Origin of the sequence: Agrobacterium larrymoorei (assembly GCF_013322225.1) — a bacterium.
Lineage (GTDB): Bacteria > Pseudomonadota > Alphaproteobacteria > Rhizobiales > Rhizobiaceae > Agrobacterium > Agrobacterium larrymoorei_A.
Map to the genome: position 1 here is coordinate 150,529 of NZ_JAAMFB010000031.1, position 18,760 is coordinate 169,288.

The 18,760-nt window shown below is 54.6% G+C and carries 14 protein-coding genes and 1 pseudogene; 11 read left to right on the forward strand and 4 right to left on the reverse strand.

Annotated features, from left to right (window positions below):
* Nucleotides 1-136 precede the first annotated feature (136 nt).
* The 3 genes from G6L28_RS19455 to G6L28_RS19465 all read left to right on the forward strand — a co-directional run bounded on the left by G6L28_RS19455 (nt 137) and on the right by G6L28_RS19465 (nt 3,223).
* Entirely contained in the window at nt 137-1,141 is a 1,005-nt protein-coding gene (locus G6L28_RS19455; protein WP_174065657.1) for a LacI family DNA-binding transcriptional regulator, read from the forward strand.
* Between the two features lie 247 nt (nt 1,142-1,388).
* Nucleotides 1,389-2,174: a ThuA domain-containing protein gene (locus G6L28_RS19460; RefSeq protein ID WP_174065658.1), complete on the forward strand. Its 786-nt coding sequence runs from the start codon at nt 1,389-1,391 to the stop codon at nt 2,172-2,174.
* Between the two features lie 5 nt (nt 2,175-2,179).
* Nucleotides 2,180-3,223, forward strand: a complete 1,044-nt coding sequence (locus G6L28_RS19465) for a Gfo/Idh/MocA family protein (protein WP_174065660.1) — start codon at nt 2,180-2,182, stop codon at nt 3,221-3,223.
* 48 nt (nt 3,224-3,271) lie between these two features.
* Here G6L28_RS19465 and G6L28_RS19470 read toward each other — a convergent pair whose 3' ends face one another.
* Nucleotides 3,272-3,910: an FMN-dependent NADH-azoreductase gene (locus G6L28_RS19470; protein WP_174065661.1), complete on the reverse strand. Its 639-nt coding sequence runs from the start codon at nt 3,908-3,910 to the stop codon at nt 3,272-3,274.
* A gap of 132 nt (nt 3,911-4,042) precedes the next feature.
* Here G6L28_RS19470 and G6L28_RS19475 point away from each other — a divergent pair.
* From G6L28_RS19475 to G6L28_RS19490, 4 genes and pseudogenes are all read left to right on the forward strand, one after another.
* A pseudogene (locus G6L28_RS19475) lies at nt 4,043-5,046 on the forward strand (GlxA family transcriptional regulator).
* Between the two features lie 243 nt (nt 5,047-5,289).
* Nucleotides 5,290-7,341 carry an exopolysaccharide transport family protein gene (locus tag G6L28_RS19480; protein ID WP_174065662.1) on the forward strand — a complete coding sequence of 684 codons (2,052 nt, stop codon included), beginning with the start codon at nt 5,290-5,292 and terminating at the stop codon, nt 7,339-7,341.
* Between the two features lie 8 nt (nt 7,342-7,349).
* Nucleotides 7,350-8,648: a lipopolysaccharide biosynthesis protein gene (locus tag G6L28_RS19485; protein WP_174065664.1), complete on the forward strand. Its 1,299-nt coding sequence runs from the start codon at nt 7,350-7,352 to the stop codon at nt 8,646-8,648.
* Between the two features lie 51 nt (nt 8,649-8,699).
* Nucleotides 8,700-9,620 (forward strand): ATP-grasp fold amidoligase family protein, encoded by a 921-nt coding sequence (locus tag G6L28_RS19490; RefSeq protein WP_174065666.1) that lies wholly within the window; start codon nt 8,700-8,702, stop codon nt 9,618-9,620.
* A gap of 14 nt (nt 9,621-9,634) precedes the next feature.
* Here G6L28_RS19490 and G6L28_RS19495 read toward each other — a convergent pair whose 3' ends face one another.
* Both G6L28_RS19495 and G6L28_RS19500 read right to left on the reverse strand, forming a co-directional pair.
* Nucleotides 9,635-10,942 carry an O-antigen polymerase gene (locus G6L28_RS19495; RefSeq protein ID WP_174065668.1) on the reverse strand — a complete coding sequence of 436 codons (1,308 nt, stop codon included), beginning with the start codon at nt 10,940-10,942 and terminating at the stop codon, nt 9,635-9,637.
* Nucleotides 10,943-11,172: 230 nt separating this feature from the next.
* Complete coding sequence (locus tag G6L28_RS19500; protein WP_174065670.1) at nt 11,173-12,426, reverse strand: glycosyltransferase; 1,254 nt, start codon at nt 12,424-12,426, stop codon at nt 11,173-11,175.
* A gap of 304 nt (nt 12,427-12,730) precedes the next feature.
* Between G6L28_RS19500 and G6L28_RS19505 the strand changes: the two genes are divergently transcribed.
* The 4 genes from G6L28_RS19505 to G6L28_RS19520 all read left to right on the forward strand — a co-directional run bounded on the left by G6L28_RS19505 (nt 12,731) and on the right by G6L28_RS19520 (nt 18,231).
* Entirely contained in the window at nt 12,731-13,837 is a 1,107-nt protein-coding gene (locus tag G6L28_RS19505) for a glycosyltransferase family 4 protein (protein WP_174065672.1), read from the forward strand.
* Nucleotides 13,834-14,916, forward strand: coding sequence for a glycosyltransferase family 4 protein (locus G6L28_RS19510; protein WP_174065674.1), 1,083 nt, complete (start codon nt 13,834-13,836; stop codon nt 14,914-14,916). Before G6L28_RS19505 ends, G6L28_RS19510 begins: the two co-directional genes overlap by 4 nt.
* Before the next feature lie 80 nt (nt 14,917-14,996).
* Nucleotides 14,997-16,247 carry a glycosyltransferase gene (locus G6L28_RS19515; protein WP_174065676.1) on the forward strand — a complete coding sequence of 417 codons (1,251 nt, stop codon included), beginning with the start codon at nt 14,997-14,999 and terminating at the stop codon, nt 16,245-16,247.
* A 136-nt stretch (nt 16,248-16,383) separates the two neighbouring features.
* Entirely contained in the window at nt 16,384-18,231 is a 1,848-nt protein-coding gene (locus G6L28_RS19520) for an alpha/beta fold hydrolase (protein ID WP_174065678.1), read from the forward strand.
* On the opposite strand, the gene G6L28_RS19525 is transcribed toward G6L28_RS19520, so the two are convergent.
* Nucleotides 18,228-18,695 carry an Lrp/AsnC family transcriptional regulator gene (locus G6L28_RS19525; RefSeq protein WP_174065680.1) on the reverse strand — a complete coding sequence of 156 codons (468 nt, stop codon included), beginning with the start codon at nt 18,693-18,695 and terminating at the stop codon, nt 18,228-18,230. The two genes, G6L28_RS19520 and G6L28_RS19525, sit on opposite strands and share 4 nt — an antisense overlap.
* Nucleotides 18,696-18,760: the final 65 nt, after the last annotated feature.

Below are 18,760 nucleotides of genomic sequence, written 5' to 3' on the forward strand. Positions count from 1 at the left end.
CCAGGTGAACTTGGACCAGCGTTCAAAATTCCGCTCAGGCCAAGCAGCCCGATTTTGATATTGGACTATCCAGAATTGCTCCTTAATTTGGCGATGACGCGGGGCGCAAACGGAAGCAGTGATTTAGTGATTGGCGATGACAACCAAAAAATCCATTCATGAGATAGCAAAACTGGCGGGGGTCTCAGCCGCTACGGTGTCGCGTGCACTTCAGAAGCCAGCGATGGTCAATAAGGAAACCTTGCGGAAAGTTTTGAGCGTGGTGGAAGAGAATAACTTCATTCCTAATGCTCAGGCCCGCTCGTTTCGCCAACAATCGACGCGAACGGTCATCCTGCTTGTCCGTAATATTTCCAATCCGTTTTATCTGGAGATTTTCAAGGGCGTAGAGGCTGCCGCAAGCGAGGCTGGATACAAAGTGCTGATGGCGGATGCCAATGACGATGCCACGCGCGTCAAAAGCTATATCGACATGGTGCAACAGCGTCAGGCCGACGGTATCATTTTAATGGTCGGAGCGATTCCGCTCGATCGTTTGCCTGATCTCAAGCAGACTCCCATCGTCGTTGCGTGCGAGGCGTTGCCTGAACCCAGTTTGCCAATGGTGAGCATCGACAATGTTGCTGCAGCCGAAGAAGCCATTCGATATCTCGTGTCTCAAGGGCACCGCAACATCGCTCACATCAGCGGTCCGATGAGTGACTATCTTGCCGTGGAGCGCCTCAAAGGTTATCGGCTTGCTCTGGAGGCATCCGGCATAACCTACTGTTCGGAACTCGTTGCCGCTGGCGATTACAGCATCGCGGCGGGACAACGCGCAACGGTGGAACTCATGGCGCGGAAGAAGCCGTTTACTGCGATTTTTGCGTCAAGCGACCAGATGGCCATCGGTGCAGTAGGCGAGCTGAGACGCGCTGGTGTTAGGGTGCCAGACGACATTTCCGTAGTCGGATTCGACGATATCATTCTCGCGGAAGCCTTTTATCCGCCGTTGACGACGGTGCACCAGCCTCGTCTGGAGATCGGGCGCACGGCAATGGAACTGCTGATCGGCCTCATCGAGAAGAAGCAAAAAGTGCGGACTCATCAGCTTCAGACGAGCCTCGTAATCCGGTCATCCGTCGCTCCTGTTCATTCATGAGCCGCTCTCAATTTGTATCCCCCTATATATCTTTGGAGGGCGTACGAAACTCTAACTCGTTGGAGGTGTTAGTGAACTTTTTTGCGAAGACGCCGTTCCTGTGTGGTCGTTCCCGTCGCGCATGCACATTCATCGTATCGACCGGACTGGCTTTGCCCTCTCGTGCGCCGGAAATATCTGGCGCAGCCTGAACAGCTTTGATTTCATCCACGCGTGAAGAGCGTGTCGGATCAGCAGGGAGTACATCATGACAATCAATACCGTCGTATGGGGCGAGAATATTCATGAGCATATCAATGAAACGGTGCGCTCAATTCACCCGAATGGAATGCACAACACTATCGCCGACGCGCTGAACAATGTGCCTGGGATCAACGCTACCACGGCGACGCTTCAGGAGCCGGAGCATGGTCTTTCCGAGGCCCGTCTGGAGCAGACCGATGTTCTCGTATGGTGGGGCCACAAGGATCATGGCGCTGTTGAGGACGAGATCGTTGAGCGTGTGGCGAAGCGCGTCTGGGAGGGCATGGGTCTTATCGTCCTGCACTCGGGTCATTTTTCCAAGCCGTTCAAGCGCTTGATGGGAACGCCCTGCGCCCTGAAATGGCGGGAAGCCGGAGAACGTGAACGCATCTGGACGATCAATCCCCGTCACCCAATCGCTGCCGGTCTGCCGGAATATTTCGAGCTTGAGAACGAGGAGATGTACGGGGAGCAGTTTTCTGTCCCCGAACCGTTAGAAACGGTTTTCATTTCCTGGTTTCAGGGCGGCGAAGTCTTCCGCTCCGGTCTGACATGGCGTCGCGGCGCTGGTAATATCTTCTACTTCCGTCCCGGACACGAAACATATCCGACCTACCACGACGCCAATGTCCAGAAGGTCATCGGTAATGCGGTGAAGTGGGCCTATAATCCGTCCGAAGCGTTGAAGAGCATTCACGACGCGCCCAACGTTCCGGTCAATGAGGCACCCGAGCCCATCGAGGAACGTGGTCCTAAACTGCACAAGGCTGGCGAAGCAGGTTACAGGTAATAGACATGAAACTCCTTATCCTCGGAACCGGTGGCATGGCAAATACCCATGCTACCTACTTCTCTGAAATTTCCGGTGTGGAACTCGTTGCTGCTGTGGACGTAGATGAGGTGGTGGTTCGCGCTTTCGCTGCCCGACACAATATTCCCTTAACGTTCACATCGCTCGATGACGCGCTGGCCTGGGGTGAGTTCGATGCCGTGGCGAATGTTACGCCCGACGTCATCCACCATCCGACCAGCATGAAACTGCTCGCCGCGGGCAAGCATGTATTCTGCGAAAAACCGCTGGCGGAAACCTATGCCAAGGCCGCTGAAATGGCCGACGCGGCGGAAAGGGCGGGCGTGGTCGCGATGGTCAATCTCACCTATCGAAACGTCGCCCAACTTCAAGCCGCCCGACAGATGGTGCAGGAGGGACGAATCGGCAAGTTGCGGCATCTCGAGGCCTCCTACCTCCAAAGCTGGCTGGTTTCGAAGGCCTGGGGTGACTGGATGACCGAAAGCAAATGGCTGTGGCGGCTTTCCACCAAGCATGGCTCCAATGGCGTGCTGGGGGATGTCGGCATCCACATTTTGGATTTTGCATCTTATGGCGCGGGGAGCGACGTGGAGCGCATCTTCACAAGGCTGAAGACCTTCGACAAATACGAAGGCAACCGCATCGACGTTTATGATCTCGATGCCAATGACAGCTTCACCATGACCGCTGAACTCGAAAACGGCGCGATGGGTGTCATTCATGCCAGCCGTTGGGCAACCGGTCATCTCAACGAGTTGCGACTTCGCCTCCATGGAGACAAAGGTGCGCTGGAAGTCGTCCACACGCCTGAATATTCTACCCTGCGAGGATGCCTTGGGGAGGATGTGGAAAAAGCAGTCTGGCGCGACATTGAAGTGGAGCGCGTTCCAAGCAATTACGAAAAATTTGCTGAGGCTGTCATGGGTGGCGGTCTGCCCGATCCCACGTTCCGCCACGCTGCAAATCTTCAGAAAGTGCTCGACCTGTCGATCATAACCGACCGGGAGCGTCGGGAAATCGCTGTGTAAAAAATGAAGCGATACCGGCAGTATAGTCGCCGGTATCGCCACCTCGGCTTATTTGAGGTCGCCGTTATTGAGCACTTTGTCACCGTAGGAGAGCTGTCGAATATTACGAAGCGCGTCGTTGATGATATCCAGCTTTCGCATGGTCCCTGTTGCAAGCCCCTCCGCCACGACGACGTCTACTTCTTCTATATCAAGAAATGCAAAAATAGACCGAAGATAGGCCTCTGCATGTTCGGTGGGCGCCAAGAACACTGACTGTCGATAATATTGTCCGCGTGCCACAGCCAGGATAACGCGCTTGTCCGAGCAGAGGCCATCGGCTCCCTCTGCGCTGAATTTGAAGGTTTGTTCAGGGATGACGATCCGGTCGATCCATGCCTTGAGCTGGCTGGCGACGGAAAGATTATAGAGACCGACACCGATCACGATGATGTTCGCATCGAGAAATTCTTCGAGGACTTGTCTGGATAACGCCTCATCCCGCCTACGATGAAGATAGATAAGCCGATCACTGTCCTCGCTTCCGGGTTCGTTGGCTAGATGATCGAGGGGATTGGCGACGACGTCGCGATAGGTCACGATCAGCCCGGGGTTCAGCTTCTTGAAGTGGTCTACAACAGCATGGGAGAGAAGGCGACTGACGGATTTTTCGCCGGAGATACTTGAATCGATATGCAGCAGTTTCATTGTCTCTTGCTTTTTACGGCGCAAGCGGAAGGGCGCTTGGAGGGTATGGAATTTGGTTGTGTTCAGCGGGCTTCGTTGATTAGAACGATTGAGTTCAATGCCTAGCGTTACCCAGAGAATTGCATGCCTGAAATGCCAAATACCCTTCAAATTCTGCCAAGCACTCAAAGAACAATAGAAATCCTGGCATTTCCCAATATTCAGATTCTTGATCTTACCGGGCCGTTGCAGGTTTTCGCCTGTGCCAATGAACTCACGAAGGACACCGTAAAAGTCCCCCATACAGGCTTAAAGTGGTGTCGCTTGAAGGGGGAGCGATACAGAGTTCCGCGGGTCTGCCTGTTCTGACCGAAGAACTTTCGGATACCTCATCGCCGGTGGACACACTCGTGTTGCCTGGCGGTATGGGCGTGAATGATGCGGCTGGGGATGAACGATTAAGGGATTGGATAAAGCAGCGCTCCAAATCGGCACGGCGCACCATATCGATTTGTTCAGGCGCATTTCTCGCTGCTGCATGCGGCCTCTTGAATGACCGGCGGGCCGTCACTCACTGGGAACGGTGCAGCGAACTCGCTGACAGTTATCCGGGGGTGAAAGTGGAGGCAGACCCAATCTTCATTCAGGACGGGCCTATCTGGACCTCTGCTGGCGTTACAGCGGGTATAGATCTTTGTCTCGCACTTGTTGAAGAAGATCTCAGTCGCGATCTGGCGTTGATGATTGCACGTGATCTCGTCATCTATCTGAAGCGGTCGGGAGGCCAATCGCAATACAGTGCGGTCCTGTGTCTGCAAGCTTCAGACGTTTTCTCGGAACTTCATAGCTGGATCATCGAAAATCTGGATCAGAATCTCTCGATTTCGGTGCTCGCGGCGCGATGCGGAATGAGCGAACGAAACTTTGCCCGACGATATGCCAGCGAAACAGGGACCACTCCGGCACGTGGAGTCGAACGGCTCCGCACCGAGATCGCCAGATCGATCCTGGCGGATACGACACTGCCGATGAAGAGCGTTGCGACGCGATGCGGTTTTGCGAGCGAAGAATCGTTGCGGAGAAGTTTTTCGCGCGCTTTTTCCATGTCTCCTAATGAGTACAGAAAAATCTGGTCCTGTGGCAGGTCTCGCGGTTAGCGCGATATTGTTGCGGATTGAGCAAGAAAAGTCGCGGCAAACGGTATGTTAACACGTCACACTCTAGAATGATCTCGGAGAGTGTCTGGTTTGACCGCTACTATACTCAGGCGATTATCAATCAAACTTGCACCTCTCTTCGTTGCGAGCGGTGGTGGTCATCCATGCTTCACCAGTTCCTCGCCTGTTTCGGGTAGTGAGTAGATAGGCCGGTGGACTGATATGGCGACGAGTGAGGCAGTGATGAACGACGCACCGTACCGCGAACCGGTGCATGGTCCGGAAAATCTTCTGCGGCTGATCGTTCTTCTTTGGCGAAATGCCATCAAGATCATAGGCGCTGCAATTGTTTTCGCCCTTCTCGCTTTCGGCGTGTCACTGCTCATTCCTAACTATTATACCTCGACCGCACAAATCCTGCTCGATCCTGAAGGCTCCCGTGTTCTGGAAAGCGATTTGCCCGGGCAGCCGCGCCAGGTCGATGCGCACGTTCTCAATCAGCAATATATTCTGACATCGAACGAGGTGCTGACGCGTGTCGTCGAAAGCGAGAAGCTTTTCGATGATCCCCAGTTCGGGGCCGCAGAGCCGGGATATTCGGACCACGGCAGCCGCGTCCAACTGGCCGTCGACACTTTGCGGAAAGTGATATCGGTCGCCGTCGTGGGTAAAAGCTTCGTCCTCAACGTCACGGCGCGCTCCGAAGACCCGCAACGCGCAGCACAACTCGCCAACGTTCTCTCCAATACCTATATCCAGGTGCGCACGGAGATGAACACAGATGTTCTGAGGCGGACCAGTGGAGGCCTCGCCTCGCAGCTCGACCAGCTACGGAAAGCTGTTGAGGATGGTGATCGTGCGGTTCAGGCCTATCGGGCGCAACATAATCTGGCGGATATCGCCGGAAGACCAGACAGCGAACAGCAGATCGCAGACGCGAATGCGGAAATTACGCGCCTTTCCGGCACCATAGCGGAGAATGAGGCTCTGGTTGCGGAGCTGACGCGGGCACGCACCGATCGCCAATATCTCCGCTCGATTCCCGACACCTCTCTGACGCCTGCCATCATTTCTCTCAGGGCCCGCTATCAGCAGAGCCAGGAGGAGGAAGCGGTGCTTGCCCGCTCCCTGGGCGCGCAGCACCCGAGCCTTCAGGCCGCAAGGGCGCGGACACAATCGCTCGCCAATATTCTCGATGAACAACTGCGTAATTTTTCTACCGCTAACGCACGGAATCTCGAGCGATTGAAAAACCAGCTGACCTTGTTGGGAAGCAATGCCGACCGGCTGAAGAGTGACCTCAACAGCGAAGAGCAGACGATGGTGCAGCTGCGGGAACTCCAACGCAAGCTGGATAGCGACCGGGCAGTCTATGAATCTTTCCTTTTGCGCACGCGTCAGCTCTCCGAGCAACAGGGTGCATCCAGCGAAAACCCGACGATCATATCCGCCGCTGAACCACCCCTGCGCAAGGCAGGACCTTCACGCGGCCTTATTCTGGCAGGTGCGGGCATCTTCGGAGCCATCCTTGCCGCAGGTGTCATTCTGCTTCGTGATCAGTTCGGCAATCGCTTGCCGCAGACTGGCGGGACGGCCCCGGCCTCTTCTGTAGACATTCCCTCGCGGCCTATTGCCAGTGGTGGAGAGCCGCTGAGAATAGCGGGCAACGCTGTATCGCCCCGCGATATCACTCCGCTCATACGGAAAAGCGACAGCGATGCGCTGATTGCTCCTGCGAACGAGGATTATGCGGGATTGGCGCGACTGCTGACGTCAGCCCTGCCGCCCGGTGCTGACAATCGCGTGCTGATCGTTTCGACCGGACCGAAAAATCGTTCGTCACATGTCTCCTTCAACCTGGCTGCCGCCGCTGCCCGTCTGGGGCGGCGTGTTTTGCTGGTGGATGGTGTGCCGAATGAACGCGTATTGACGAAACTGCTGGTGCCTGAGACCTCGACCGGTGAAGATGCTGTCCAAACACAGTCAGCTTTTTTTGAATTCGAAGCGATGTCTCTTTTGAGCTTTGCGCCAGCCGGTGGGCTGAGTTCAACAGTCTGGTCGGATGACGAGCCTGTCGATGAAGACGGGCAGGCGTTTGATCTGGTCGTGGTCGATGGCGGCATCGCTGGACGGGTTTCGAATGCATCGGACTTTCACAAGCATATGGATGAAGTGGTTCTGGTTCAGCATGAGGAGGATGCCGGAAACGTGGTTCTTGCGCTCATCGCCCTTGAGAAGCATGGTCTCGACCAAGCGCGCGTGGTTCGGATGAACCATTCCGGTCTTCAATACTGAGGTCCATTTTGGCAGACGACACAAACAGGGCCGCGATCCGCATCCCGTTCCTTCAGCGTACTCTTTCCCGTGGTGGTCTCGGCGTCCTGTTCAACATGGGTTTGCGCGGTTCCACCCTCGTGCTGCGCTTTGCGCTGTCCTTTTACATCGTAAAGTTCATGGGGCTGGAAGCGGCCGGTATCTATGGTTTGGCGCTTGGTGTGGTCAACGCCGCACCAGCCATTCTCGGGTGGGGCCTGAATTACTTCATGTCTCGCGACGTCAGCGGAAGACCGACCAGCGTCGCCGGCGTCTATATGAAGACACGGTTGCTGGTGACCGTAACGTCACTTGCGATTGCAACCCTCATCTTGCTGGCGGCATCCTATGGGTTCGATCATCCGATCATTCCGCTTTATCTTCTCATTTTGCTGATCGTCTGGATGGAGACCATATCCTGCGACATTCACGTTCCCCTGATCGCGCAGGAAATGTCGAACGCCGCCAACATCCTGTTTTTCCTGCGAACGTCGTCCTGGATATTACCCGTCATCGGACTTGGGCTCATCTTCGAGCCTTTTCGCAATATCGAGACGGTTCTTGCGGCCTGGAGCATCGGCTATATCGTCATGTTCGCCGGTCTGGTCTACTTCGTAAGGCAGTGGCCTTTCCAGCGGATCATGAAGGCGCCTGTCCAGCTCGACTGGATCAAGAGCAGAATGCGCCGCTCGTGGCTCATTCACATCAGCGACATGAGCAATGTCGGGCTGGTCTACGCGGATCGTTACATCGTCTCGATACTGCTCAGTCTATCACTCACCGGCGTTTATACATTCTACTGGTCTCTGGCGAATGCCTTACAGACATTGATTTCCACGGCGGTGTTGCAGGTCGCCATACCCATGTTGTTCAAGGCCTCGGCAGACGGTTCCATGACCCAGTGGCGGGCGGTGATGACGCGGCAATTCGCAAAGACGGCGGCAGTGGCGCTGTCTTTGGGCATAGCGATATTCGTCAGCGGCAATATCCTCGTGAATTTGATGAACATGCCTGCACTGGGAGAGCATCAGGGCATTTTTGCACTGCTGCTTTTAACCGCAGTCGTGCGTTCATGCACCGATCTCATGGGCTTTGGATTGAACAGTCTCCACAAGGACGGCCATTACGCCTTCGTCAATCTCTCCAGCGTCGTCCTGTCGGTGGCCATGAGCTTTGTGCTGATTAATGCATTCGGGTTCATGGGGGCTGGATTGTCGGCTTTCTTTACAGCGCTTGTGACCGCAACCATATCGGCGACCATGCTCTGGAAGGCGTCGAAGACATTGTGAGATATCCGGTGCAGCAAACCGGTACGACTGACTATTGGGCAGGGGAAAGACATGGCAGTTGGGCAGCCGCAGCGCGGCTTCGTGAAGCAGACGCTCAAGAAGATTTATCACGCTACGATCAACGCCCTGCCGATCAAGCAGGCGACACAGCTTCAATATTACCGGTATCATCGACTTTGGCCGAATATCGATAATCCAAAAACGCTCAACGAGAACATCGTCGCCCGGAAAATAAAATGGCGCGAACCCTCATCCGATCCCAGGCTCATCGTGCTGAGCGACAAGCTGGCGGTCAAAGCCCATGTGGCACAGTTATTGGGCGATAGATGGGTTACACCGACTCTATGGCGGGGTAAGAACCTGGATGACTGCCCTGAACTGCCGTTCCCTTACGTCATCAAGGTCAACCATGGATCGGACAGGAACATCTTCGTCTATGGCCCGGACGATCTGGTGGGCGCAAAGGAGAAGTGCGATGCCTGGCTGCGCGGACGAACGGCCTGGCGACTGGCGGAAGAGTGGTACAATCATATAGAGCCGGAAATTTTCATCGAGCCATTTATCGGGGATGATGGCGAAGCGCCGGTTGATTACAAACTGTTCTGCTTCGAAGACGATATTCCGTGCATTCAGATCGATACCGCTCGCTTTAGCGATCATCGCCGCTGCTTTTACGATGAAAACTGGAAAAAGCTTTCATTCGGACACTATTACCCCATGGAAGAGGGGGAGCTGCCGCGACCGCCGCATCTGGATGAGATACTGGCCGCTGCGAGAACTTTGGCACAGGGGTTCGAATTCGTCCGTATCGATTTCTACGACAAACCGTCTGGACCGATCTTCGGAGAGATGACGTTCTCGCCAACATCCGGATTCGGCGCGTTCCGCCCGCCGTCTACAGACGCATGGCTTGGTCAGTTCTGGCGCAAGAATCCGCGGGGAAGGTTCAATTCAACATCTGCTATCAAGTGACTTGATGTAGTCGCTCACCGGGCCGGAGGCGCTTGCGCGATCCTTTGCGAAGGGTTTGCCACAGGTGACAGGAGCCAGGACAGAATGATGCCACCGGTCAGCCAGGCGATGACGACGTATACGTAGTAAAAGCCGGGCGTGAAGACGGTATTGAACATGAAGAGGAAGGCGATGTAGCCGCAGGCAACGCGCCTCAGACCGAGCCGGTTTCTCGGCAGATCCGTATGCACCCACATGTGCAGCTTTCCAAAGTAGTATCCGAACAGTAGGGCTGCAAAAATGATGCCGGGAACGCCGAAGTTCAGATAGGCTTCGCCAAACAGTGTCGGGCGCAGGCCAGCATGGAATTCGGGGTCTAGACCCGCCAGTGTCGTGGTGATGATGCCCGTCCTGTAGTCGTTTCGGAACTCGCTGATGACTGAGGGCACAAGCGCCATGTAGCCCGCCAGATACGTCATGCCATGATAGAACTGCCCTTTGAAGCCGCTCAATATCCAGGCGTAGTCTCGGAAATCCGAGAAATTGTTGCCATAGAATATCTGGTAGGTCAGTGTTTGCCACAAATCCGGTGCCGCTTCACCATCCGCAGTCGAGCGCAAGATGCCGATGGCAATGGCCACCACGATGAAGCCGGCGCAGGACAGCGCAAACATCGCGATATTGCGATATCGGTAGGCGATGATGAGGCAGACCACGAAAGCGAAAAGCGTTTCGATGCTGGCCCCGCGCGTACCTATCATCAGGCCGAGCCCGCTGCACATGAAGCCCATGACAAAGAAAAAGCGATTATGCGAGAAGCCGTAAACCAGCAGGCTGAGCGTAATCGTCGGCAGAATGACCGAATATAGATTGATAGCGGGGCGTAATGAGGTGTTTTCGAAGGAGAATTGTCTCCCCTGAAACGGTCTTACCCCCAAGGCAACGAGGCCCATGGTAGCGATAAGGATGACGATCAGTGAAATCCATGCTCCCGTCTTCGTTTGCCAGAAGGAATAGCCCTTTTCTATGAACGTGAAAGCGACGCTTTTGCCTGAGCTGAATGTCGCCAACCCCATCCCGACGATCAGAAAAACGGCGCCGATGACGGAAAGATAGAAGGCTTCGTTGATGTGCTGACGGATCGCATAAAGCGCGTCTCCAACGGCCTCTATATTGCGCTCATGCGATGCAAAAGGTGGCATTACGAGGATCGGCAGAACGTTGTAGCGGATCCAGAAATAGGAAGAGAGCGTCAGCACGCCCCATTTGAAAAACGAACCGATATAATAGATGAGAAAAACCAGCCAGCCGATGATGAGGATGAGCCAAGCCAGATCGGACATTTCCAAACCTTTTTCAAATGCTTGGCTTCATAATCGTTCAGAAGAGCCTCTCGCTCGATTTGAACGATCCGGAGACGGATACAAAAAGCACTCGCCTCAAGGGAATACTTCAGGCTCAATTACGTAATGACCAAGCTTAGGCTTAATAGCTTAAGAATACATTAGCCATATTGAGTGGCTGGCCGCGCCCTAAATGCAGCGGGCCGCTTTGCTTGATCTAAACGGATACTCTAAGCGAATATTTTGGCCCGCTGCTGGCCGGCGGCTGTGAGGAGGATATCCTCCAGCTTCGTATAGTAATCCGATTCCTCAGACGTGCCCTTGAAGGATCTTATTCCAGGAAACAGTTCGTTGCGCCTTGCCCACCACTCATGCTGGCCAATCTCCAGTGCTTTGTTCAGCAACTGTCCCAGTGCGCCTTTTTCGTCCGGATCGTAGCACCAGCCGGTTTCACTATTGCGGAGAATTTCAGGTGTACCGCCGCGATTACTGCCGATTACCGGAACGCCATGCATCGGCGCTTCGATAAGAACGCGGCTTTGTGGCTCATGCCAACGGGAGGGCACGACCACGGCGTCGGCGATGCGATAAATCTCCTGCGGCGGCACGAAGCCGCGAAACTCTATATTTGCGTCTTTTGCAATGCTTTTCAGATGCGTTTCGTCACATGCACGTCCTCTGCCTGCGATGACCAGACGTGCGCCGTGTTTTGCGGGCAGTGCAGTGAAGGCGTAGATGAGTTCTTTCAACCCTTTTTCTTCGGCGACGGCACCCAGATAAGCGAAGGTGAAAGCGAAGCTTGCAGGCTTCTTCCGGTGCAGTAAAGATTTGTCGAAATAATCCGCAGCTGTATTGGTGTTGTGCATGACGTGCCAATGAGCTTCCGTCAGCATATCGTTTTCGAGAAAACGTCGCCTTAGTGCATCACTCACCGCGATTGCGGTCATACCCGCCCCCGTCGACGTCATGCGACGGGTCAACAGGCTGCAATCGAAACACTGTTTCTCGCAGTTGTCGCCACGTCGAAACATACTCGTTTTGGGACAGAGAAGCGCGTAATCGCGGAGATGAAGACAGATCGGGATACCAGTTTCTTCAGAGGCCTGAAACAGCGCTGGCTGCATGAAGGCAGAGTTCTGCGCATAGATGAGATCGAAATTCTCGCGCTTGAGGAAGTTTGAAAGTGTTGTTTTGCAAACAGCGCCAAGTGCCGTTTTCAGATGCCATTTCGCTCTTTGAACGATGTTTATCGATGGCTTGCGGGATGTGGGCAGGTAGGAGTTGCTCCATGGAAGACGAACGACCCTTATTCCACCTGCCAGTCGTGTTTCGCCCGGCGGAACCAGCGGGTCCCCGTCCTTGCCCAGTGCAAGAACAGTCACGTCATGTCTTTTTCCCAGATGTAAGGCACCCATGCGCGCAGATATCTCAGCGCCACCCTCCTCTTGAGGAGCAAAAGTCTGCGATACGATGCAGATCTTCAAGCTGGTTTCCTTTGCCTACGGGGATGCGCATATTTGCTCGCTACATTCTATCGTCCGAGACCATTTAAATATGTTGAATCCGTCATGTGGAAAGCAACAATATCAGGCGTTTTCCTTGGACGATAACCAATTTAGTCATTGTCGTCACAAGATTAGGGCCTTCGTTGATGAAGTGAAACTATTTTGTTAGGAGATGATAAACGACAAAGGCGTATTTTCCCCTTTGATTTGCTTAATAATTTTCGGCGAAAGTTCCCGTCACACGTAGCCGGATGACGTCTGACGCTGTGACAGGGTGAATAATATGCGCATTTTGCACGTTTTCGAGACTATGCCCGGAGGCCCCGCGACATATTTCAACGAAACCGTCCCGTTTCAGATCGATCTTTTCGGACAGGAAAACATCCGGACAATTGTTCCTGCTACCCATGTCGGACACCTCAAGAACGTTCCACTGGATTCTATCGCGACCTTCAAGAGATCGAGCCGATACCGTGCGCTCCCAGCTCTCGCATCCAAGATTCGAAGTGAAGTAAGGCGTTTCAAGCCCGATATCATCCACGCGCATTCCACTTTTGCAGGGGCACTTGCCAGGATTTTAGGGGCAGTCACGAAAGATTTTCCTCCAATCGTCTATTGCCCGCATGGCTGGGTTTTCGACATGGAAACGCTTGGACCTTTGAAACTGCCTGCGCAGTGGGCGGAACTAGCTCTTTCTCCCCTGTGCGATAGTATCGTCGCGATTTCGCAGCACGAGTACGGTCGGGGGCAGAATATAGGCATTCCGGCAGATCGGATGGTAGTCATCGAAAACGGCATATCTCCTATGCGCCCGCAATTTCAGCCTGTCGATTGGAATGACAGTCGAACCAAGGTTCTGTTCATCGGCAGGCTCGATAAACAGAAAGGCGTCGACATCCTCTTGCGGGCCGCGACTGATCTTGGCAAGCAGGCCACTTTCAAAATCATTGGCGCACACGTTACGACGAAAAACGATCTGGCGAAGACACTTCCGGACAATGTCGAGCTTTTGGGATGGAAATCCCCGCAGGAGATAACGGCGTACCTCCACGCCTGCGATGTCGTTGCAATGCCCTCCCGTTGGGAGGGTTTTGGGCTCGTTGCGCTGGAGGCGATGCGGTCGTCGAAGCCGGTGATTGCGTCGGCGGTTGGTGGGCTTCAGTCGGTCGTGAAAGACGGAGAGACGGGGGTGCTGTTTCCTGCGGGAGATCACGAGGCGCTCGCCCGCGCCATCACGTCGCGAGACCAACAGGAATGGTCGAAGCTTGGTGAAGCGGGCCATAGACGCTTCATGGCGCGCTACACCAGTGATCGAACCAGCGATCAGCTTCTGGCGCTTTATCGCAAGATCGTGGAAAAACAGTCGCCTGCATTCCGGGTCCTTGCATGATCAATTTCATCAACGGCCGGTTCCTTACTCAGAAGACCAGCGGCGTGCAGCGCTTTGCGCGAGAAATCGTGACTGCACTAGACCTGTATATCGGCGACCTTGGTACCGGTGAGGAATGGATATTGCTGACGCCAGATGGTGCGGCTGAAGACCTCAAGCTTTCATCTATTCAGCGTAGCAAGATCGGCGGGGCTCCCGGTCATTTTTGGGAACAGACAAAACTCTACGCGCATGCTCGCGAGGGAAGGCTGGTCAATCTCTGTAACAGTGGACCTGTTCTTCACCCGCGCAGCTTGACCGTCATCCACGATGCCATGATTTTCCGCACTCCTGAGAATTTCTCCCGTAGCTATCGGCTGGTGCATAGAAATCTGGGGCGAATTCTTGCCCGCCGAGGACAGATAGCGACCGTGTCGAAGTTCTCCCGTCAGGAACTTGCCGCTACCATAGGGGCGATGGATGTACCCGTCATCAATAACAGCTGTGAACACCTGTCAGAGATTTCTGGCGATCACTCCATTCTCCAGCGGCTGAACCTTGAGGCAAGTCATTATCTGCTCTTTGTCGGATCACCCACACCAAACAAAAACCTGCTGAAAGCAATCGAGGCCGTTGGGCTGATGGGGAAAGATGCTCCGCCTTTCGTCATCGTTGGCGCCGCCGCGTCCAGCGTTTTCCAGGCAAGCGAAAAAGGGCGCGAAGCTGACCAGAAACCCATGTCCAATCGGGTGTTATTCACGGGTCGTCTTTCCGACGAGGAAGTCGTTGGGCTTTATGCAAATGCTGGCGCGCTTCTTTTCCCGAGCCTTTATGAGGGCTTTGGCATCCCGCCGCTCGAAGCCATGTCGCTTGGCTGTCCGGTGCTGGCATCGAACATCGCACCTGCAATCGAAGTCTGCGGAGACGCTGCGATCTACTTCGATCCGTACAGCACGACAGAAATGGTGCGCGCGATCAAGGAGTTGCTAGGGAGCCCGGAACGCCGCTCGGAGATGATTGCCCGGGGATATTCGCGTGCCAATCAATATTCTTGGAGCAGAAGCGCCAAGCTTCTGTATGACGCAGTCGAACGGCTTTGATGCAATTTTTACCAGACAACCCTAGTATGATGTTCTGTGGACCGAGTTATTGAGCGCATGATGGAAAAAAGGCAGAGCTGATGAAGATCTGTATCGTAGCTCAAACATTCGCTCCACAGGAGGAGGGCGGTGCTGAGATCGTCGCTCGCATGTCTGCCATCGAGCTTTCACGCCGTCACGATGTTTTTGTTCTGGCACTCGGTCTCGAAGGAGACGTCGCTCCGCCGGGAGAAACCGTCGGTGCCGACGGCATAAGGGTGCTGCGCGTCAGGTGGAAAAACAGTTACCTTCCCGGGCCTCGAAAGCCAGCGGTGGGGCGAATGTCGAAGCTGGCATGGCATCTTCGCTCGGCCTGGGGAGCAACCTCCGCGCGGGACCTGAAGCAGCTTTTATCTCGTGAGAAGGTCGATCTGGTATACGCGCATAATTCCGCCCGTATGCAGCCTGCGCTTTTCGATGCGACCCGTGCGCTTGGCATTCCGCTCTGCCTGCATCTTCACGACTACGCGCTTCTGTGTCCCAAGGCCAGTATGTTTAAAGCGGCGGGAAACTGCGAGACGCCCTGCATGGAGTGTCGCATTTTGACGTCGCGTGTCAAAGCAAGCGACGGAAGCGGTGTTACTGCTATCGCAGTCAGTGAAGCTTTGAAACAGCGATTTCTTGACAATGACGTGCTGCCAAAAGCAGATTGGCACATTCTGCCCAACACCTATGTGCGTGAACAGGATTTGCCCCGGGATTTTCTCCGCAGAACCGGTCCGGCGGATGGGTCATTCACCTTCGGATATGTGGGGGCACTGTCTGAAGAAAAAGGGATTGAAGACCTTATAACCGCCTTTCTCGCCATTTGCGGCGGCCATGATGTCCGATTGCAGATCGCTGGCAGAGGACGAAAGGACTATGAAGATCATCTCAAGTCGTTGACGCGTGGCGCCCCAATCGAGTTTCTGGGCTTCGTCAAGGCAGACCAGGTGTACCGTGAGGTGGACGCGGTGGTCGTTCCATCCGTATGGAATGAGCCTCAAGGCATGATCCTGATAGAGGCTGCGGTTTATGGTGTGCCAGTGATAGGTGCGGCACGCGGTGGCATTCCCGAAATTGTTGTCGGGGAGCGAACGGGCTGGTGTTATGAGCCGGACGAGGAGGGCGCGCTTTCAAGCCTGTTGGTGAAAGCTGCGCGCATAGGCAAACGTGACTGGTGGCTCCAGCGTGAGATTGAATTCCCCGGTACCCTTACCTTCAAAGGGACATCGGAAGCATCAGGCTACTACGAAAAGCTCAACGATTTACTGGTTCAGGCGGGGACCGTTTCTCTTTCCGAAGGAACTTGACGCCCCTCATACATGAGGAATGCGTTTAGTAGATTTTAGCCATATAATCGCATAATTGGTGATCGGTTCGAATATATTTATTCTCCTATGACATCATCGTATCGTTCGATTTAAAGGGACGCGGGGGGAGATGGCGATGAATATGGGCTTCGCTATGGCTGACAAGAGCCGGAAAGCGGCACAGGCTGCTGCCGATCATCCCGTGACCTTTGCAGGGACAACCGGCCTATACCGTCCCGGTGATATTATGTCGTACAGGTCGACAAGCGGCACCAACAGTCGCGACTTCGCTGTGCTTTTTGTCAGCTCGTGGGGCTTCGAAGAGCTTTGTGCCCGTAAGTTCTGGCGCCTGCTGGCAGCTGACCTCTCTAAACAAGGAATTGCAAGTCTTCGGTTCGATTACCCAGGAACGGGCGATGCGCTCGATCCAGTGGATTACGAAGGCGGACTCGATGTCTGGCTGGACAGTATCGGCGCTGCAGCGGCCAAGTTGCGGGAAATTTCCGGTGCCAGCAAATTGATCCTTATCGGTCATGGGATTGGCGGAGCACTTGCCTGGAAAGCTGCCGAGACGCTGCATGGTGTGGAAGGGCTGGCTCTTGCCGCAACAGCGATCTCCGGACGTAACTGGCTGCGCGAATTCGTCGCGATGAGCCGCATCGCCAATCAAGGCGCGATTCAACATCGGGAACCGAACTGTTGCGGACCCGCCATGGGAGAGCAGGTAATCCCGGAGAGTGTCGCAGCGGGTCTTCGCGCCATTAACATTTCCAAGGTGACCGCTGCTCCAGCTTCCAACATATTCATTTTGAAACAGGAGAACCGCCCTGCGGATGCGATGTTTGCCGAGCATCTCGCGGCACTCGACATCAAACTTCGTTCAGAGATATTCGAAGGCTATGATCGTTTCGTTCGGGACGTGATGTTTTCCGTTCCGCCAAAGAAGGCGATATCCGCACTCGTTGACTGGTGCGCCGATGTCGCAGTGCGCGATAAAGGCGAGACCACTGTACCTGATTTCGTTCTTGGCGATGTCGTGGTGCCGGAGGCTGGTCGCCTGCATGGCGATGGCTTCTTTGAGGAGCCGATTCGATTCGGCGACGCTGACCGACTTTATGGCATTGTCTGCCAGCCTGAAGCAGAGCGAAAGGGAGCAACTGTTCTCGTCGTGTCAACCGGATATGACCGTATGGCTGGCTGGGGAAGGATCACCACACGGCTTTGTCGCGAGCTTGCGCGCAATGGCATTGCATCGCTCCGCTTCGACATGGCGAATATCGCCGATAGCCCACCTGAGGCTGATGCCCCGGCGCAGATCATCTATAATAAATGCCAGCTGCGTGATGTCGAAGCGGCGATGGATTTCCTACAGGAAAAACAACTGTTCCCCGTTGTGATAACAGGACGCTGTAGCGGAGGTTGGGTCGCGTTCAGAAGCGCGGTCAACGATCCGCGTTTCAGTGGCGTGGTGCCTGTGAATGTGTTCGACTTTTACATTCCTGCCGACGCCGATGTGGAGGCATTGCTGATTTCGTCGCGTCAGCCTCTGTCAAGCTACGGCGCGAAGCTGATGAGCGGGTGCTTCTGGAAACGTGTGTTGAGCGGGGAAGTCCGTGTCAAGAATGGCATTGTGAATATGTGGGCGATGATTGTCGGAAAGGCCATCTCCCTGACGACGCCGGTCATGGTGCAATTTCCTTTCCTCACGAAACGCTTCCATTCGGTTTCTCAGGATTTCCGCAAGATTGTCGCCAACGACACGAAAATGACGGTTGTTTACACCGAGGGAGACGTCGGCGCGGCCATGCTGGAAACCAATTTCGGCACACGCGGCCATCTGATGACGAAGCGATATGGCAATCCACGCATCGTCTTCATTGAGGGTGCCGACCACAATCTGACCACTGCCGAGGCGCGTCATGCATGGTCGGATGAGGTGAAGAAGATTGCATTGCAGTTTACGCCGAAAGGCCGGACGGACTAACCACCGTCTCCGGTAAAGGCAGCCGAACGCCGGACGAAGGTTTTAGTCGCAAAATTGGTCTGGATCCGCGCCACGCCCGGCACGGTTGTCAGGAAATCCAAGAGCTGCTGGTAATGGGGCAGATCGCGCACCATGGCGTGGATCAGGTAGTCCGAACTGCCACTGGTCTGATAGCCTCCCACGACCTCGGGCATGGAGGCGACGCTGTGCTCAAATGTTACCAGCGCATCCTTGATCTGCCGTTCCAGCGTTACCGATATGAAAACGCCCATGGTCCCAAGCAGCCGGTTTTCATCGAAAACAGCGGTGTATCCGCGAATGATACCTGCCTCTTCCAGCTTGCGCACACGGCGAAGCGTTGGTGAAAACGAGAGGCCAATTCTGCCAGCGAGATCGCGCCAGCTGATACGCCCGTCTTCTCCAAGAACATGCAGAATTTTCAGGTCAAAACTATCGAGTTCCATATTGGATCAAATGATCTAACGTTAAGCAATATTCTGGATCAAAATTACGTCATTGGCAACAACTG